The organism is Vibrio sp. YIC-376 (assembly GCF_052353105.1).
In the GTDB taxonomy this organism is placed as follows: Bacteria; Pseudomonadota; Gammaproteobacteria; order Enterobacterales; family Vibrionaceae; genus Vibrio.
This window is the reverse complement of the sequence record NZ_JBBWFK010000008.1, coordinates 260,421-278,337: the sequence shown is the minus strand read 5'-3', so window position 1 is coordinate 278,337 and position 17,917 is coordinate 260,421. Positions and strand designations below refer to the sequence as shown.

The following is a 17,917-nucleotide window of genomic DNA, read 5'->3' as shown; positions in this document are numbered from 1 at the left end:
TGGATGCTAACAAAAAAATTTGGAGTTTTACGCATGTATAAGAATAAAATCACGCGCGCTTTATTTATTGGCGCTGGTCTTTCTCTAGCTCTTGCTGGTTGTGGTGGTGATAAGCCAGAAGAAAAGCAAGCAGCTCAGCCAGCACCTGCGCCAGCCCCAACCTCTGAAGCGAAATCTGATTCGTCAGAGCCAAAACTTGCTGCGGTTCAAGAATTAGTGCGTGGTAACGGTACAGAAGTAGCGACAATCGACCCACATAAATCTCAAGGTGTTCCAGAATCTCACGTGATTCGCGATCTACTTGAAGGCCTTGTAAACCAAGATGCAGACGGTAAGACTATCCCTGGTGTTGCTGAATCTTGGGAAACTGAAGACAACAAAACTTTCACATTCCACCTACGTAAAGACGCAAAATGGTCTAACGGTGATCCGGTAACTGCTGGTGACTTCGTTTACAGCTTCCAGCGTTCAGTGGATCCTGCAACTGCTTCTCCATACGCTTGGTACATGGAATACACCAAGATGAAGAATGCGAAAGATATCGTTGCTGGTACGAAAGATAAGAGCGAACTAGGTGTTAAAGCAGTTGATGACCACACATTGGTTGTTGAACTTGATACTGCTGTACCTTACTTCGTAATGATGATGGGTCACACAACCGCTAAGCCAGTTCACCAGGCAACTGTTGAGAAGTTCGGTGATCAGTGGACGAAGCCAGAGAACTTTGTAGGTAACGGCGCGTATGTTGTTGATAACTGGGTTGTAAACGAGCGCTTGGTATTAAAGCGTAATGAGCAATACTGGGACAACGAGCACACGACTCTGGACAAAGTGACTTTCCTACCTATTGAAAACCAGGTAGCGGAAATGAACCGTTTCCTAGCAGGTGAAATTAATTTCACTAACGAGCTACCAACAGAGCACTTCAAACGTCTGCAACAAGAGCATCCAGAAGAAGTATCTGTATCAGGTAACCTATGTACTTACTACTACATCTTCAACACTAAGAAAGCACCGTTTGATGATGTGCGTGTTCGTAAAGCTATCTCATACGCAATTGACCGTAATATCGTAACGGATGCAATCCTAGCGCAAGGTCAAAAGCCAGCTTACTTCCTAACTCCTGAAATTACTGCAGGCTTCAACCCTGAAATGCCAGATTACGGTAAGATGACTCAGGCGGAACGTGATGCAGAAGCAGCTCGTCTTCTAGAGGAAGCAGGTTACGGTAAAGATAACCCACTTAAATTCAATCTTCTTTACAACACTTCAGAAAACCATAAGAAACTCGCGGTTGCTCTAGGTTCTATGTGGAAGAAGACTTTGGGTCTTGACGTAACACTAGAAAACCAAGAGTGGAAAACGTACCTATCTTCCAAAGATTCGGGTAACTTCGAAGTTGCTCGTGCTGGATGGTGTGGTGACTACAACGAAGCTTCATCATTCCTAACGTTAATGATGAGCAACAACACGACTGGTGGTATTCACTACGATAGTAAAGAATACGACGAGATCATGAACAAAGCATTTGCTTCTACATCAGACGAAGCGCGTCAAGCACTTTACGCAGAAGCTGAGAAGCTGATGGCGAAGGACATGCCAATTGCACCTATCTACCAGTACGTGAAATCACGTCTACTATCTCCTAAAGTTGGTGGCTTCCCAGTCAACAACGCAGAAGACAAGATCTACTCTAAAGACCTATACATCACTGAGTAAATCTTAATCAGATAGAATTATAAAAAATTAGGCACTGCATGTAAGAAATTACATGTAGTGCTTATGTTGTGTCCAAAAATTGGACATTTGGTTTTAATTTACACTGTCACAGACTGAAAGAGTGAGTTTATGCTTAAATTCATCGCAAAAAGGATATTTGAGGCGATCCCAACGATGTTGGTTTTGATCACCGTATCTTTCTTTCTCATGCGTTTTGCACCGGGAAATCCATTCTCGACTGAACGTCCACTACCGCCTGAAGTTATGGCGAACATCGAAGCTAAATATGGCCTAGATAAACCTGTATTCGAGCAATACACGACTTATTTGTTTAACGTTATCCAGGGTGATTTCGGACCATCATTTAAGTATCTGGATTACACAGTTAATGAACTGATTTCAGTTGCGTTACCTGTATCTGCAAAAGTTGGTTTTATCGCCTTCATCTTCACCCTGATAATGGGGGTGACGGTCGGTACGATAGCCGCTTTAAAACACAATACCTGGGTTGATTACGCCATTATGTCAACGGCAATGTTAGGCGTAGTAATGCCGTCATTTGTTTTGGCTCCGGCGCTTATTTACCTATTCTCCCTTCACTGGCATCTTTTCCCGGCTGGTGGCTGGCAAGACGGCGGATTGAAGTACCTTGTGCTCCCAGTAATAGGTATGTCTCTTCTATACGTTGCAACATTTGCTCGTATTACGCGCGGCTCAATGATTGAAACGCTGAACAGTAACTTTATCCGTACCGCGCGAGCGAAGGGCCTAAGCTACCGTTACATCATCCTTAAGCACGCGCTTAAGCCAGCACTACTTCCTGTAGTTTCTTATATGGGTCCTGCTTTCGTGGGTATCATTACCGGTTCTGTTGTTATCGAAACCATCTTCGGTCTACCTGGCATTGGTAAGCTTTTCGTTAACGCTGCATTTAACCGTGACTACTCGCTAGTAATGGGTGTAACCATTCTAATTGGTTTCTTATTTATCCTATTCAACGCGATTGTAGATATTCTACTTGCAATGATTGACCCGAAAATTCGCTACTAACAGGGACGTTTGGTTATGTTAACGAAAAAAGAAAACCTAGAAGCGATTGAAAAATTCTCTGAGAACTTAGAGATTGAAGGTCGCAGTCTTTGGCAGGATGCTCGTATTCGTTTTATGCGCAACAAAGCGGCGATGGTGAGTTTGTTTATCCTGTCCCTTATGACATTGGCAGTGATTTTCCTGCCGATGATCGCAACATATGCATTTGATGATACAGACTGGTACGCGATGCACGTCGCTCCGAACGCTGACCACTGGTTTGGTACTGACAGCTTAGGCCGTGATTTGTACGTACGTACGTTGATTGGTGGCCGAATCTCATTGATGGTTGGTGTCATGGGCGCATTGGTAGCAGTACTGATCGGTACGCTTTACGGTGCGGCATCTGGCTTCATTGGCGGTAAAGTTGACCGTATCATGATGCGTATTCTCGAGATCCTATACGCGGTACCGTTCATGTTCCTGGTTATCGTACTAGTAACCTTCTTCGGCCGTAACATCATTCTTATCTTCGTTGCGATTGGTGCAATCGCATGGCTGGACATGGCACGTATCGTTCGTGGTCAAACACTCAGCCTGCGTAGTAAAGAGTTCATCGAAGCAGCGCACGTTTGTGGTGTGAGTAACTGGAAGATCATTACTCGCCATATCGTACCGAACGTACTTGGTATCGTAGCGGTTTACTCTACGTTGCTTATCCCTAGCATGATTCTGACTGAATCATTCCTATCGTTCCTTGGTCTTGGTGTTCAAGAGCCGATGACAAGTTGGGGCGCACTTCTACAAGAAGGTGCACAGACAATGGAAGTGGCGATCTGGCAGCTGGCGTTCCCAGCAGCGTTCATGGTTGTGACTCTTTTCTGCTTCAACTACGTTGGTGATGGTCTGCGTGATGCGCTGGATCCTAAAGACAGATAATTAAAGATAGATTAAGGAAGCAACGATGAGCTTATTAGATGTCAAAGATCTGCGCGTCGAATTTACTACTCAAGATGGTATTGTCACCGCAGTAAACGATTTGAATTTCTCTCTGAACCAAGGTGAAACCCTGGGTATCGTAGGTGAGTCTGGTTCTGGTAAATCTCAGACCGTATTCGCAATCATGGGTCTGCTGGCAAAAAACGGTATCATTTCTGGTAGCGCGAAGTTTGAAGGCAAAGAGATCCTGAACCTACCTGAAAAAGAACTTAATAAAGTTCGTGCGGAACAGATCGCGATGATCTTCCAGGACCCAATGACGTCACTAAACCCTTACATGAAGGTAAGTGATCAGTTGATGGAAGTATTAATGCTTCACAAAGGCATGGGTAAGGCAGAAGCATTTGAAGAATCTGTACGCATGCTGGAAGCGGTTAAAATCCCAGAAGCGCGCAAGCGTATTACCATGTACCCGCACGAGTTTTCCGGTGGTATGCGTCAGCGTGTAATGATCGCGATGGCACTATTGTGCCGTCCTAAGCTATTGATCGCTGACGAACCGACAACAGCACTAGACGTAACCGTTCAAGCGCAAATCATGGATTTGCTTAACGAACTGAAACAAGAGTTCAATACGGCAATTATTATGATCACGCACGACCTTGGTGTTGTCGCGGGCTCATGTGACAAAGTATTGGTTATGTACGCTGGTCGTACTATGGAATACGGTACGGTTGATGAAATATTCTACAATCCGAGCCACCCATATGCAGAAGGTCTATTGAAAGCGATTCCTCGCCTAGATACTGAAGGTGATATTCTGCCAACAATCCCAGGCAACCCGCCTAACTTACTACGCCTGCCAACAGGCTGTCCTTATCAGGAACGTTGCCACCGTGTGATGGATCGTTGTAAGCAAGAAGCGCCTATTTTGACACCATTTGGTACTGGTCGTCAGCGCGCATGTTTTTCGCAGTGGGAGGATTGGAATAAATGAGTGCACAGAAATCAGTACTACTAGACGTTAAAGAGCTTAAGGTTCACTTTAGCATCGCAGCAAAATCGGCGTGGCCATGGTCTAAGCCCTCAAACCTAAAAGCAGTTGATGGCGTTAACGTCCGTCTGTATGAAGGTGAAACTCTGGGGGTAGTTGGTGAATCAGGTTGTGGTAAGTCGACATTTGCGCGTGCAATCATCGGCTTAGTAGAAGCCACAGAAGGCGAAGTTGTTTGGCTTGGGCAAGACCTAACCAAGATGAAAGATGCACAGCGCCGTGAAACGCGCAAAGAAATCCAAATGATTTTCCAGGATCCTTTGGCATCTCTGAACCCGCGTATGACCGTTGGTGACATCATCGCTGAGCCGTTAGAAACCTTCTATCCAGAACTTTCAAAGCAAGAGATAAAAGGCCGCGTTAAAGAGATGATGGCAAAGGTAGGCCTGCTACCAAACGTGATCAACCGTTACCCACACGAGTTCTCTGGTGGTCAGTGTCAACGTATCGGTATAGCACGTGCACTTATTCTGAAGCCAAAAATGATCATCTGTGACGAACCAGTTTCGGCACTGGACGTATCGATTCAGGCTCAGGTTGTGAACTTGCTAAAAGAGCTACAAAAAGAGCTTGGCCTATCTTTAGTGTTCATTGCACACGACCTGTCAGTTGTGAAACACATTTCTGACCGCGTACTGGTAATGTACCTGGGTAATGCCGTAGAACTTGGTGAAGCCGATGCACTGTTTGCTGATCCTAAACACCCATACACGCGTGCCTTGATGTCGGCAGTACCAATTCCCGATCCGAAAATTGAACGTAGCAAGACGATCCAAATGCTGGAAGGTGATTTGCCATCACCAATCAATCCACCGTCGGGTTGTGTATTCCGTACTCGTTGCCCTATAGCAACAGAAGAGTGTGCGAAGACAAAACCGGTCATTCAAGGCAACGATATTCACGCGGTATCTTGTCTACACGTTCAGTGTAATTAATTCAGCCTGTGACGGGCTTAAGCGCGACTCTTTTATCAGGGGCGCGCTTTTTTTCATTCAACTTAGAACTCCAATAGTAATTTTTGCGCTTGATTTGCTTTAGTCATTCGAATTTCTTGAACGACATGTCCTAAGCTCGATTGTTTTCTGTTTCACAGGAACCTCTAATATAGAGACAAACAGAACAAGAGGAGAGCGAGAATGGGTAAGCTGGTCGAAGGTGTTTGGCACGATGTCTGGTACGATACGAAATCAAACGGCGGCAAGTTTATGCGCGAAGATGCTGGGTTTCGCAATTGGATCCAAAATGAGCCGGATGCTGAATTTAAACCAGAATCTGGTCGTTACCACTTGTATGTTTCTCTTGCTTGTCCATGGGCACACCGAACGCTTATTTTCCGTAAACTCAAAGGGTTAGAAAATCATATTGACGTTACTGTTGTATGTCCGGATATGTTGAGTCAAGGCTGGCAAATGGGTCTGCCTGAACCATTGTTTGGTCATACCCGTTTGCATCAAATTTATACCCAAGCGAAACCTGATTACACGGGTCGTGTGACGGTTCCTGTTCTTTGGGATAAAAAAACGAACACGATCGTTTCAAATGAGTCTTCTGAAATCATTCGTATGTTCAACTCTTCATTTAATGAGTTGACGGATAATCACGCTGACTATTATCCCGCGTATTTACAACCCGCTATTGACGAGTGGAACGATTTTATCTACCCAAATGTGAATAATGGTGTTTACCGCTGTGGTTTCGCGACCACACAGGATGCTTATGAAGACGCATTTGATTCGCTGTTTTCTGCATTAGATAAAATTGATGCACATCTGGCCACGAATCGTTATTTAACCGGTAATCAGATCACTGAGGCGGACTGGCGTTTGTTCACAACATTGATACGTTTTGATGCTGTATATGTTGGCCATTTTAAGTGCAATAAGAAACGAATTGCGGATTATTCAAATATTCAGGGGTATCTAAAAGAGTTGTATCAAGTAGACGGCATCGCAGAGACGACGGACTTCTATCACATCAAGCGCCATTACTATTTCAGCCACACAGGAATCAACCCGACACAGGTTGTCCCAAAAGGCCCTGACTTGGATTTAGAGTCGCCACACGGGCGTGAACAACTTTCAAATTAATTCTTCTTATAAAGCATCACTGTTGTGGTGCTTTTTAGTTTCGCTTCACATCTAGATTCCCACCCATGACATAAACTAATGATATAGAACCGATCTTTTAACGAGGTGGGGTATGAATATCAACGAGTTTGCAACTGGTGAGCATCTGATTTGGAATCTGCTTATTGCTCTGCTGTTGGGCGCTATTATCGGTATTCAACGTGGCTGGGTGAAGCGCAATAGCGTTGAAGGTAGCCGTGTCGCGGGTATTCGTACTTATTCACTTGTTGGTTTGCTTGGTGGATTGGTTGCCATTCTTGCTGAACGCTATTCCCCTTTGCTGCTTGGTTTTGCTTTGATTGCCTTGGTGATATTGGCATGCATTGCATTCATCATGAGGCAAAAAGACAGTGGTGACGTTAGTATCACAGGCTTGGTTAGCCTTCTGGTTACCTTTGTTTTGGGTAGTTTAGCTGTTGCGGGAGAGGCAGTACTTGCCGCCTCAGCGGCAGTCATTACCGCACTGGTACTGGACAATAAGAGAGAGCTTCACGAAGCCTTGCAGAAACTGCAAGAATACGAACTAGATGCAGCGTTACGGTTGCTTCTTATCTCTATCGTTTTACTTCCACTGTTACCCAATAAAACCTATGGCCCTTGGAACGCCCTCAATCCCTATGAGATTTGGTGGATGGTGGTTTTGATCGCCAGTATCTCCTTCATCGGTTACTTTGCAATCAAGATTGGTGGTGCAAAAAGGGGGATATTGTTTACGTCGGTATTCGCCGGGCTCAGTAGTTCAACCGCACTGACGCTGCAATTCTCTCATTTGTCACGTGAACAACCGAATATCAGCCCACTGCTTGCGAGCGGCATTCTACTTAGCTGTGGCACCATGTTCCCGCGTTTACTTATCATTTTGTCAGTCATTAATCCTTCACTGGTCAAGCTGCTGTGGCCTATTGTATTCGCGATGATGACTGCGCTTTACTTACCAGCATGGTGGATCTGGAGAAGGAGTCAAATCGAGCAGGTTGAGCCATCGAATAAGCAAAGTAACCCTCTAGCACTAAGATCTGCTCTATTTTTTGGTGTCTTACTTGCAGTGATTATGTTGCTCTCACACGCACTGTCAGATTGGTTTGGTTATGCGGGTATTCTGATTCTGTCGGCTTTGTCAGGAATCACAGATGTAGATGCCATTTCACTTGCACTTGGGCGTCAGAGTATCGAGCACTTAAGTGTGACAACAGCGGCTCTGGGGATCATCATCGCAGCATCGGTGAATACGGTTGTTAAGATGGGGATGGTGATAGCGTTAGGTGAAAGGAGGCTATGGCACCGAGTGACTCCTGTGATGATCGGGTGTGTAATTGTCGGTGGCCTGTCTTTCTTAGCCATCTACTGATCATAAAAAAACCCTCGATGAATCGAGGGCTTTAAAATAGTACCAGTTAGATTGAGAGGAGAATTAGTTCTGCTCTTGGTCTGCTTGGATAGCTGTTAGTGCGATTGTGTATACGATATCGTCTACTAGAGCACCACGAGACAGGTCGTTTACAGGCTTACGCATACCTTGCAGCATTGGACCGATAGATACTAGGTCTGCTGAACGCTGTACCGCTTTGTAAGTTGTGTTACCAGTGTTTAGATCTGGGAACACAAATACAGTCGCTTTACCTGCTACTGGAGAGTTAGGCGCTTTAGAAGCGGCCACGTTTTCCATGATAGCTGCGTCGTACTGTAGAGGACCGTCGATGATTAGGTCTGGACGTTTCTCTTGAGCCAGTTTAGTTGCTTCACGTACTTTATCTACGTCAGCACCTTTACCTGATTCACCAGTAGAGTATGAGATCATCGCTACGCGTGGTTCGATACCGAACGCAGCGGCAGAGTCTGCAGACTGGATAGCGATTTCAGCAAGTTGCTCAGCGGTTGGATCTGGGTTGATTGCACAGTCACCGTAAACCAGTACTTGATCAGGCAGAAGCATGAAGAATACTGAAGATACGATAGACGCATTAGGTGCAGTCTTGATGATTTGGAACGGAGGAACGATAGTGTTCGCCGTAGTGTGCACAGCCCCAGAAACCAGACCGTCAACTTCGTTGTTCTCAAGCATCATAGTGCCTAGGAAAACTGAGTCTTGTAGCTTCTCACGAGCAACGACTTCAGTCATGCCTTTCGAACCGCGTAGTTCAACTAAACGAGCAACGTAGTTTTCACGGATCGCATCAGCGTCGATAATTTGAACGCCAGCGCCTAGCTCAACACCTTGTTGTGCTGCTACGCGTTTAATCTCTGCTGGGTTACCTAGAAGCACACACTCAGCAATACCGCGCTCTGCACAGATAGCAGCCGCTTTAACTGTACGTGGCTCATCACCTTCAGGAAGAACGATACGTTTGCCTGCTTTACGAGCGTATTCAGTTAGCTGGTAACGGAACGCTGGTGGGCTTAGACGACGAGACTTCTGAGTACCTTCTGTCATTGACTCGATCCAGTTACCGTCGATATGACCAGCAACGTGTTCGTTAATGAACTCGATTCGCTCTTTATCGTCTGCAGGTACTTCAATGCTGAAGCTCTGTAGGTTTAGAGATGTCTGCCAAGTGTTACCTTGTGCTTTGAAGATTGGTAGACCTGTGCCAAAAGCAGGCTTACATAGGCTAGCAATTTCTTCTGGAATATCGTAACCACCAGTAAGCAGTACAGCACCGATATCTACGCCGTTCATTGCAGCAAGAGAAGCAGCAACAATTACGTCAGGACGGTCAGCTGAAGTTACTAGAAGTGAACCCGGTTTAAAGTGCTCAATCATGTGCGGCAGAGAACGTGCACAGAATGTAATGCTCTTGATACGGCGAGTTTTGATGTCACCTTCGTTGACGATTTCTGCTTTCAGATGTTTCGCCATGTCGATTGCACGAGTTGCAATCAGGTCGATGCTCCAAGGCACACAACCAAGAACACGAATTGGAGAAGTGTTGAAGATCTCCATCACTTTCATTTCGTTTTGTTTCGCGCTGTCTGCATCATCAAAGATTTCAGATAGGTCAGGGCGAGTACGGCCAGCTTCATCAACAGGTGCGTTTAGCTTGTTGATGATAACGCCTGAGATGTTTTTGTTCTTAGTGCCACCAAAGTTTGAACATGCAACTTCGATACGCTCTTTAAGTTGCGCTGGGTTATCAGTACCCGGAGTCGCTACCAGAACAATTTCAGCGCCAAGTGTTGCTGCGATTTCCGCGTTCACTTGGTTAGCGAATGGGTGCTTACGAGTTGGTACCAAACCTTCGATAAGGGTTACGTCTGCATCTTTGTTGATTTGGTTGTAACGCTCAACAACGGTTTCTAACAGCTCATCCATGTTGTCGTTACCGATTAGGCTTTCAGCAACAGACATCGTCATAGGTTGGCCAATCTTCATATCGCTATTACGGCCAACGATAGTTGAAGTCAGGTCTGGTTGATCACCACCGCTGCGTGGCTGAGCAATTGGCTTGTAGAAAGAAACTTTAACGCCTTTGCGCTCCATAGCGCGAAGAACACCCATGCTAACGCTAGTTAGACCAACACCAGCACTTGCAGGGATAAGCATAATAGTACGAGACATTCGAAGAGTACCTTTGCTATTGGGAGAGATAAAAGCTCAACTCTTATTCCATGACATTCAAAGAATAGGGACTGAGCCCCAAAAGAACTACTTTGGAAGAAAAACTGGCTAGCCAATTGGCTAGCCAGATAATTCATTAAAGACCTGCTAGGCGCGCAGTGTCTTCAGCAATGACAAGCTCTTCGTTAGTAGAGATTACCATTGCTGGGATACGGCTGTTAGCTGTAGTGATAGTACCTTCGCCGCCGAAACGTGCTTTAAGGTTAGCTTCACCGTCAACTTCGATACCAAAGATACCTAGGCGGTTTAGAACCATTTCACGGATTGGCGCAGAGTTTTCGCCGATACCGCCAGTGAAAGTGATTGCGTCTAGGCGGCCGTCCATTGAAGCTGTGTAGCCAGCTACGTACTTCGCTAGGCGGTGACAGAATACGTCCATCGCGCGAGTTGCTTCTTCTTTCTCGCCGTAGTTGTCTTCAACGAAACGACAGTCAGAAGTCACTTCAGTCAGACCTAGCAGGCCAGACTCTTTAGTTAGCATAGTGTTGATTTTCTCAACAGAGTAACCTAGTGCGTCGTGTAGGTGGAAGATGATAGCAGGGTCGATGTCACCACAACGAGTACCCATTACCAGACCTTCAAGTGGAGTTAGACCCATTGAAGTATCTACAGACTTACCGTTTTTAACTGCACATACAGAAGCGCCGTTACCTAGGTGACAGTTGATGATGTTTACTTCTTCAACTGGCTTGTTCAGTAGACCAGCAACTTCACGAGTGATGAATAGGTGCGAAGTACCGTGCATGCCGTAACGACGGATGCCATGCTCTTTGTATAGGCTGTATGGAAGAGCGTATAGGTAAGACTCTTCTGGCATAGTTTGGTGGAAAGCAGTATCGAACACAGCAACGTTTTTAAGTGCTGGGAAAGATTTTTGAGCTGCTTTAATACCGATGATGTGTGCAGGGTTGTGAAGCGGTGCTAGTGTTGCACAGTCTTCGATACCTTTCAGTACGTCGTCAGTGATAAGTGCAGACTGAGTGAACTGTTCGCCGCCGTGTACTACACGGTGACCAATAGCTGCTAGATTCTCAGAAAGCTCTGGCTTAGAAGCAAGAATAGTTTCTACCATGAACGCTAGTGCTTCTTCGTGTGCTGCACCATTGCCTAGTTGAGCTTCGTGCTTACCATCAAGTTTCCACTTGATGCGAGCTTCAGGAAGGTGAAGACACTCAGCAAGACCTGATAAGTGCTCGTCGCCGTTCTCGGCATCAACAACGGCAAATTTAAGAGAAGAACTACCGCAGTTTAAAACTAAAACTAGCTTAGACATGTATGACTACCTGTTATTCGTCTGATCAAAATCAGTTAAAGAATGAAAAATTAATCACAAGAATAGTCGATACCAGCATGGCTGCGTACTAATCTTGGTCAAAAATTGTTCAACTTCCATATAGAGATATTGTGATGAGCCCACTCATCACGATGACGCGTTCCTTGCAGATAGTGACCTCAGAGTTGCTTAAATTGTAAATAACGGCAACAATGAGATTGAGGGCCTGCGAAGGATAGCGATAATGCGCAATGATAACAAAAAAAATTTGAAATAATATTAATTTCCATCAATTTTTTGCACCTTCAGTTGAAATGTTCAACTTTTTTTTAGTGAGAGAGTGGTATGAGTAATAAAGTCGGATTGATCCATAGCCTGAAAGATGGTCAAAACTACATGGAAATCTGGCCGGTTCGTAAAGAGCTGAATGCCGTATTTCCAGAGCAGCGTATTATAAAGGCCACACGTTTTGGTATTAAAGTTATGCCAGCTGTCGCCGCGATAAGCGTTCTTACTCAAATGGCGTTTAACAACTATAATGCTTTGCCTCAATCTATCATCATTGCACTGTTTGCAATCAGTTTGCCTTTGCAGGGTATCTGGTGGTTGGGTACTCGCTCGAACACCAAACTCCCGCCATCTTTGGCGTCGTGGTACAGAGAATTACATCAAAAGATAGTAGAAAGTGGTTTCGCATTAGAGCCTATTAAGGCCAAACCTCGATACAAGGAATTGGCGCTAATACTCAATCGCGCTTTTCGTCAGTTAGACAAGACTGCTTTAGAGCGTTGGTTCTAGTTTATTTCATTATCTAAGTTTCAATGAAAATGGAGTGTGCATTAGCCACTCCATTTTTTTATCCCGTTGCGCCTGATATCTCACGCATTTTATAGGTGATTGCGCCGCTAACCCATGTCTTAAGCTCAACAACTCTCTTCCGACTTGGGTACTTGACGCCAGAGAGTATTACTATCGCTCGATCACAAATGTTGTTTTGGTGTTAAATGTTTCTTTTCTTTACTGAGACTTAGTAGTAATAATAAAAACAAGATGCACAAGAAGTGCACATTTATTTTATTTCACAGACACAACAACACCGCCTTCTCACTTTTGGACATGCGAGCGTCCACCATTAGGTAATGCTCGCAGAACAAGGACGAAGACACATCAAGGAGTTATGATGAAGACGAAACGTTTACTCGCCACCGCTATTTTATCTGCCACAGCCGTTATGGCTTCTGCCAGTGTGCTAGCTAAGACAGCAACAGTTGCGGTTTCACAAATTGTTGAACACCCGGCATTGGACGCTGCCCGTCAGGGACTTTTAGACGGTTTGAAGGCGAAAGGGTATGAGCAAGGCAAAAACCTAGAATTTGACTACAAAACAGCGCAAGGCAACCCGGCTATCGCTGTACAAATCGCTCGCCAATTTGTTGGTGAAAACCCTGATGTTTTAGTCGGCATCGCGACGCCTTCTGCTCAAGCATTAGTCTCAGCTACTCGCTCTATTCCTGTTGTTTTTACGGCGGTAACCGATCCAGTCGGTGCAAAGCTTGTCAAAACGATGGAACAACCGGGGCAGAACGTTACCGGCCTTTCTGATTTATCGCCAGTTGCTCAGCATGTAGCGCTAATTCAAGAAATCTTACCTCAAGTGAAAAGCATCGGGGTTGTTTTCAACCCTGGTGAAGCGAATGCAGTGACCTTAGTTGAGCTTTTAAAAGTAAGCGCAGCAGAGCAAGGCATTGAAGTAGTAGAAGCGACAGCTTTGAAGAGTGCAGACGTACAATCGGCGACGCAGGCCATTGCTGCAAAATCTGACATCATTTACGCACCGACAGACAATACAGTGGCAAGTGCTATTGAAGGTATGATTGTGGCGGCGAATCAGGCTAAAACACCAGTGTTTGGTGGTGCGACATCCTATGTTGAAAAAGGTGCGATTGCAGGCCTTGGTTTTGACTACTATCAGGTTGGCGTTCAAACCGCTGATTACGTCGCGGCTATACTTGATGGTCAAGAACCAGGCAAGTTAGACGTCAAAGTGGCAATGGGATCTGACTTAGTGATCAATCAGGATGCTGCTTCTAAGCTGGGCATCCAACTACCTAGCTCAGTTGTAGAACGTGCTACAAGCAAGTAAGTAACTTGTTATTGGGACAAAATGGGTTTATTTAACTGTTCCGTTCGGCATCACAATGAAAGTAATAAGTCAGCCTCTGATTTATTACTTTTCTCAAGTCGACTGATTGTAACGGAGTTCAGCTAAAGTTTATTCGAATTAGCGAACCGTCAGTAATGTTCCCATCCCAACGAAGTTAGAAGTCTTAATTTCAGATCTCAAATGATTGATCTGAACATGCAGAAAGGAGCCGTTTTATGTCTGCATTTGCTTTTTTTGGCGCTCTTGAGATTGGCTTGATATACGGGCTGGTCGCCTTAGGAGTCTACCTCACGTTCCGCGTACTCGATTTCCCTGATTTAAGTGTTGATGGCAGTTTCCCAATGGGCGCGGCTGTTGCTGCTACCGCTATTGTTGCGGGTATTAACCCATGGGTTGCAACAGGGATGGCCATCATTGCTGGTGCGATGACGGGTTGGGTTACTGCATTTCTTGCTGTCCGCTGCGGTATTTTGCATCTCCTCGCGTCAATTTTGACCATGATCGCTGCGTTTTCTATCAATATTCGCATTATGGGGAAACCCAACATGGCGCTTCTTGGTGAAGATACGATACTTACGCCTTTTGAAACGATGGGCGATCCAATGTTCATTCGTCCGCTTGTTGTGGGAATACTTGTCCTATTATCCGCATTTTTTGTCGTTCGACTGTTAAACAGTGACTTCGGTCTCGGGCTCAGAGCCACGGGCGTAAACTCTCGAATGGTTTCAGCTCAGGGCGCCAGCACGAGTTTTTACACCTTCTTTGGTTTGGCACTATCAAACGGATTTGTTGGTTTTGCAGGGGCCTTGTTTGCTCAGACCAATAGCTTTGCCGATGTTACATCGGGTGTCGGTACTATTGTGGTGGGTTTGGCTGCCGTTATTTTGGGTCAAACGTTGATCCCTGGTCGTAAAATCTGGGTAGCGGTGTTGGCAGTTATCGTTGGTTCTGTTCTATATCGTCTGGCGGTTGCCTTTGCATTGAGCTCAGGCATGTTTGGTCTGCAGGCATCGGATCTTAACCTAGTGACAGCCGTATTGGTTGCGGTAGCGTTGATTGCTCCAAAACTAAAGCAGAGAATGAAAGCGAAACAGCGAGTGACGAACGCTAAACAGGCAGCATCGAAAAATGGTTCAGGGGAGGCATTATGATTGAACTCAATAATATCCAAGTGACGTTCAACCTTGGAACCATACTGGAAAACCAAGCTTTAAGAGGCGTTTCTCTTGAGGTGCCTGAGCATCAGTTTCTTACCGTTATCGGGTCAAATGGTGCCGGTAAATCAACGTTGCTTGGTGCAGTGACTGGTGAGACACCAATGATTGGTGGTCAAGTGATCATCGATGGGAAAGATGTTACCCGACAAACGGTGGCGCAACGTGCCACTCAATGCGCGCGTGTTTTTCAGGATCCACTCGCTGGTACCTGTGGTGAGTTGACCATAGAAGAAAACATGGCTCTGGCTTACATGCGTGGTAAAAAACGTGGCTGGGGTCTGGCGCTTTCAGCCAAACGCCGCAAACTGTTTCAGGAACGTATCAGCATTCTGGGCTTAGGTTTAGAGGACAGATTGGGTGATAGCATTGGACTGCTGTCTGGTGGCCAACGACAAGCCGTCAGCTTGGTCATGGCTACGTTATCAGATAGCAAGTTGCTATTACTGGATGAGCATACTGCCGCGCTTGACCCACGAATGGCTGCTTTTGTTATCGACCTGACAAAACGCATCGTCAATGAATTTGATTTGACTGTCATGATGGTGACACATTCGATGAAAGACGCACTGGCTTGTGGTGACAGAACTGTGATGCTACATCAGGGTGAAATCGTACTGGATGTCGCTGGTGAGCAAAGAGCGAATATGAAAGTGCCAGACTTACTTGAAATGTTCTCTAAAGTACGTGGCGAAGAGCTTTCTGACGACAGTTTGTTACTCAACTAACTGTTAAGCCAGATAGTGATTTACTAAGATTGGTATAACTACGCCTACCAAGTGTGATCCTCCTTGAGAAATGTTGCAAACTGGCAGCCTCACAAGGAGGATTTTTATTATTACACCCTATAGTAAACTCATTACATATCTCAGAAACATGAGTACTTGCTATGACCCTTCCTTTTATTTTTCACAGTCAGACGCTTGATGGCCTCTCTTTTGAACAAGAGAGGATAACGGTATTGCTCAAGATGGAAGACATCACCTTTGATGCAGTGTATGTGCGTTCTGAACCAGACAACGAAGAGTACATGACGGAGATGCGCCCGGCTGGTACCGCTGGAGAACTTAAACTCTGGCAAGCAACCTTTGCCCCAAACAAAGACAGAGATGTGACTCACTATGTCTTTAAGTTGGTTCTGGGTGATCAGCAGTTTTGGCTCGATGGCCGTGGGGTACAAAAGCGAATTCCTCCCAAAGAATTCCACTTCAAACTGAATGCTAAAAACCAGCCGCCGGAATGGGTGCAAAAGCAGGTCTTCTACCAAATTTTTCCTGACCGTTTTGCTGTGAGTCAGGATGAACAAGCGATTCGACTGGCCTATGGTGAATACAACCCTGAAGCGATAGTAAAGCCATGGGGTGACGATGTCGGTAACCATCAAAACACGGGCGCGAAAGAGTTCTTCGGAGGAGACCTGAAAGGTGTTGAGCAGAAGCTGGATTATCTAGAAAATCTGGGTGTTACAGCGTTGTATTTTAATCCGCTATTCAGTGCGCCAAGTAACCATAAATACGACACTACTGACTATTTCACCATTGACCCGATGTTTGGTAGTAATGAACAGTTTGCTAGGTTGTGCGACAAGATACGTGCGAAGGAGATGAAAATTGTTTTGGACGCAGTGTTTAACCACACGTCGGTTCATCATCCTTGGTTCGATATAAAAATGGAAGGAGACGGAGCGTACGGTAATCCAAAATCGAAGTATCGTAATTACTATTTTTTTGAAGGTGACAGCAACAATTACATTGGCTGGAAAGGCATTAGCAGCTTGCCGGTGTTGAACTTCGAAAATGAACAAGTTCGTGATTACATCTATCAGGGTGATCAATCGGTGATCAAATACTGGCTGAGAGCGCCTTATTCTGTGGATGGCTGGCGCTTTGATGTGATTCATATGTTAGGGGAAGGTGAGGGGGCGAAAAACAATGCCCATTACGTAGAAGCGTTCCGTCAGGCAACAAAATCCGAAAACCCTGATGCGTATGTACTTGGTGAGCACTTTTTTGAGGCAACTCAATGGTTGCAAGGTGGTCAGGAAGATGGAGCGATGAATTATTATGGCTTCGCACACCCGGTAAGAGCATTCATGGCGAATAAAGATATCTCATACGACCCCATAAAGCTCGACGCAACCGAGCTCAAACAGTGGCTAGATGAAGCAAGAGCAAAGATTCCGTTTGCTAATCAATTGTCTCAACTTAATCAGCTTGATAGCCATGATACGGCCAGGTTCCTGACCCTGGTGAATAGCAGCCAAGATAAAATGCTCATCGCACTTACGTTGTTGATGACCTATGTCGGTACACCTTGTGTTTATTACGGTAGCGAAGTCGGTTTGGAAGGAGGGCTGGATCCTGACAATCGACGTTGTTTTCCTTGGCATCTCGTGGATGAGTCGGAATGGCTTACTGTTTACCAACGCTGGATAGCCATTCGTAAACGATTCCAATGCTTACAATCCGGTAGCATACAGTGGTTATATAGCAGTGAAGAGACTTTGGTGTATGCGAGACAACTGGGAGAGGAGATTGTTGTTGTCGCATTAAATATCAGTTCTCAAGATACCAGTATTACTTTGCCATTATGGCAATTAGGTGTTGCTGTAAAAAGCCTGTATAGCTTGTTGGACACCCAGGAAATTATTGATTATAAGCGTGAACTTTCTGTAAACATGAAAGGGGTAAGCAGCAAAATTTGGCACCTGAAGTGACGTGTAGTTCATATTGATTAAAATTCTTGCCTCCAGTCCCAATTGATTTCAAGTGGCAGGAGTTTAA

At 45.3% G+C, this 17,917-nt stretch carries 14 protein-coding genes; 12 read left to right on the top strand and 2 right to left on the bottom strand.

The genetic code is table 11. The annotated features are described in order from the left end of the window. The first annotated feature begins 33 nt into the window (after positions 1 to 33). From WJM94_RS16770 to WJM94_RS16740, 7 genes are all read left to right on the top strand, one after another. Complete coding sequence (locus WJM94_RS16770; protein ID WP_444495334.1) at positions 34 to 1,719, top strand: ABC transporter substrate-binding protein; 1,686 nt, start codon at positions 34 to 36, stop codon at positions 1,717 to 1,719. Positions 1,720 to 1,848: 129 nt separating this feature from the next. After that, the gene (gene oppB, locus WJM94_RS16765) at positions 1,849 to 2,769 is read left to right on the top strand and encodes an oligopeptide ABC transporter permease OppB (RefSeq protein WP_444495333.1); all 921 of its coding nucleotides are present in this window, start codon (positions 1,849 to 1,851) and stop codon (positions 2,767 to 2,769) included. 15 nt (positions 2,770 to 2,784) lie between these two features. After that, complete coding sequence (gene oppC / locus WJM94_RS16760) at positions 2,785 to 3,687, top strand: oligopeptide ABC transporter permease OppC (RefSeq protein WP_444495332.1); 903 nt, start codon at positions 2,785 to 2,787, stop codon at positions 3,685 to 3,687. A 25-nt stretch (positions 3,688 to 3,712) separates the two neighbouring features. Next, the gene (locus WJM94_RS16755) at positions 3,713 to 4,684 is read left to right on the top strand and encodes an ABC transporter ATP-binding protein (protein ID WP_444495331.1); all 972 of its coding nucleotides are present in this window, start codon (positions 3,713 to 3,715) and stop codon (positions 4,682 to 4,684) included. Then, the gene (gene oppF, locus WJM94_RS16750) at positions 4,681 to 5,676 is read left to right on the top strand and encodes a murein tripeptide/oligopeptide ABC transporter ATP binding protein OppF (RefSeq protein ID WP_444495330.1); all 996 of its coding nucleotides are present in this window, start codon (positions 4,681 to 4,683) and stop codon (positions 5,674 to 5,676) included. The genes WJM94_RS16755 and oppF overlap by 4 nt, the downstream gene beginning before the upstream one ends. Positions 5,677 to 5,877: 201 nt before the next feature. After that, complete coding sequence (locus tag WJM94_RS16745; protein WP_444495329.1) at positions 5,878 to 6,828, top strand: glutathione S-transferase family protein; 951 nt, start codon at positions 5,878 to 5,880, stop codon at positions 6,826 to 6,828. 112 nt (positions 6,829 to 6,940) lie between these two features. After that, positions 6,941 to 8,215 carry an MgtC/SapB family protein gene (locus WJM94_RS16740; protein WP_444495328.1) on the top strand — a complete coding sequence of 425 codons (1,275 nt, stop codon included), beginning with the start codon at positions 6,941 to 6,943 and terminating at the stop codon, positions 8,213 to 8,215. A 63-nt stretch (positions 8,216 to 8,278) separates the two neighbouring features. Here the strand turns inward: WJM94_RS16740 and pta are convergent, their stop codons facing one another. Both pta and WJM94_RS16730 read right to left on the bottom strand, forming a co-directional pair. Continuing rightward, positions 8,279 to 10,423, bottom strand: a complete 2,145-nt coding sequence (gene pta, locus WJM94_RS16735) for a phosphate acetyltransferase (protein WP_444495327.1) — start codon at positions 10,421 to 10,423, stop codon at positions 8,279 to 8,281. Between the two features lie 136 nt (positions 10,424 to 10,559). Next, positions 10,560 to 11,756 (bottom strand): acetate kinase, encoded by a 1,197-nt coding sequence (locus WJM94_RS16730; RefSeq protein WP_444495326.1) that lies wholly within the window; start codon positions 11,754 to 11,756, stop codon positions 10,560 to 10,562. A 345-nt stretch (positions 11,757 to 12,101) separates the two neighbouring features. On the opposite strand from WJM94_RS16730, the gene yfbV reads away from it, so the two are divergent. From yfbV to malZ, 5 genes are all read left to right on the top strand, one after another. Continuing rightward, entirely contained in the window at positions 12,102 to 12,554 is a 453-nt protein-coding gene (yfbV, locus tag WJM94_RS16725) for a terminus macrodomain insulation protein YfbV (protein WP_444495325.1), read from the top strand. Between the two features lie 382 nt (positions 12,555 to 12,936). Continuing rightward, a complete protein-coding gene (locus WJM94_RS16720) occupies positions 12,937 to 13,899 on the top strand; it encodes an ABC transporter substrate-binding protein (protein WP_444495324.1) in 963 nt (320 codons plus the stop codon). A 236-nt stretch (positions 13,900 to 14,135) separates the two neighbouring features. Further along, positions 14,136 to 15,071: an ABC transporter permease gene (locus WJM94_RS16715; RefSeq protein ID WP_444495323.1), complete on the top strand. Its 936-nt coding sequence runs from the start codon at positions 14,136 to 14,138 to the stop codon at positions 15,069 to 15,071. Then, positions 15,068 to 15,862 (top strand): ABC transporter ATP-binding protein, encoded by a 795-nt coding sequence (locus tag WJM94_RS16710; RefSeq protein WP_444495322.1) that lies wholly within the window; start codon positions 15,068 to 15,070, stop codon positions 15,860 to 15,862. Before WJM94_RS16715 ends, WJM94_RS16710 begins: the two co-directional genes overlap by 4 nt. A 161-nt stretch (positions 15,863 to 16,023) precedes the next feature. Next, positions 16,024 to 17,850 carry a maltodextrin glucosidase gene (gene malZ, locus WJM94_RS16705; protein WP_444495321.1) on the top strand — a complete coding sequence of 609 codons (1,827 nt, stop codon included), beginning with the start codon at positions 16,024 to 16,026 and terminating at the stop codon, positions 17,848 to 17,850. The last annotated feature ends 67 nt before the right edge of the window (positions 17,851 to 17,917 follow it).

What these genes read in the sequence shown, in the direction of transcription:
- oppC (WP_444495332.1), top strand. Translation starts at nt 2,785, where the DNA reads ATGTTAACGAAAAAAGAAAACCTAGAAGCGATTGAAAAATTCTCTGAG.
- WJM94_RS16730 (WP_444495326.1), bottom strand. Translation starts at nt 11,756, where the DNA reads ATGTCTAAGCTAGTTTTAGTTTTAAACTGCGGTAGTTCTTCTCTTAAA.
- WJM94_RS16755 (WP_444495331.1), top strand. Translation starts at nt 3,713, where the DNA reads ATGAGCTTATTAGATGTCAAAGATCTGCGCGTCGAATTTACTACTCAA.
- yfbV (WP_444495325.1), top strand. Translation starts at nt 12,102, where the DNA reads ATGAGTAATAAAGTCGGATTGATCCATAGCCTGAAAGATGGTCAAAAC.
- WJM94_RS16740 (WP_444495328.1), top strand. Translation starts at nt 6,941, where the DNA reads ATGAATATCAACGAGTTTGCAACTGGTGAGCATCTGATTTGGAATCTG.
- oppB (WP_444495333.1), top strand. Translation starts at nt 1,849, where the DNA reads ATGCTTAAATTCATCGCAAAAAGGATATTTGAGGCGATCCCAACGATG.
- WJM94_RS16720 (WP_444495324.1), top strand. Translation starts at nt 12,937, where the DNA reads ATGAAGACGAAACGTTTACTCGCCACCGCTATTTTATCTGCCACAGCC.
- oppF (WP_444495330.1), top strand. Translation starts at nt 4,681, where the DNA reads ATGAGTGCACAGAAATCAGTACTACTAGACGTTAAAGAGCTTAAGGTT.
- WJM94_RS16745 (WP_444495329.1), top strand. Translation starts at nt 5,878, where the DNA reads ATGGGTAAGCTGGTCGAAGGTGTTTGGCACGATGTCTGGTACGATACG.
- WJM94_RS16715 (WP_444495323.1), top strand. Translation starts at nt 14,136, where the DNA reads ATGTCTGCATTTGCTTTTTTTGGCGCTCTTGAGATTGGCTTGATATAC.
- WJM94_RS16710 (WP_444495322.1), top strand. Translation starts at nt 15,068, where the DNA reads ATGATTGAACTCAATAATATCCAAGTGACGTTCAACCTTGGAACCATA.
- pta (WP_444495327.1), bottom strand. Translation starts at nt 10,423, where the DNA reads ATGTCTCGTACTATTATGCTTATCCCTGCAAGTGCTGGTGTTGGTCTA.
- WJM94_RS16770 (WP_444495334.1), top strand. Translation starts at nt 34, where the DNA reads ATGTATAAGAATAAAATCACGCGCGCTTTATTTATTGGCGCTGGTCTT.
- malZ (WP_444495321.1), top strand. Translation starts at nt 16,024, where the DNA reads ATGACCCTTCCTTTTATTTTTCACAGTCAGACGCTTGATGGCCTCTCT.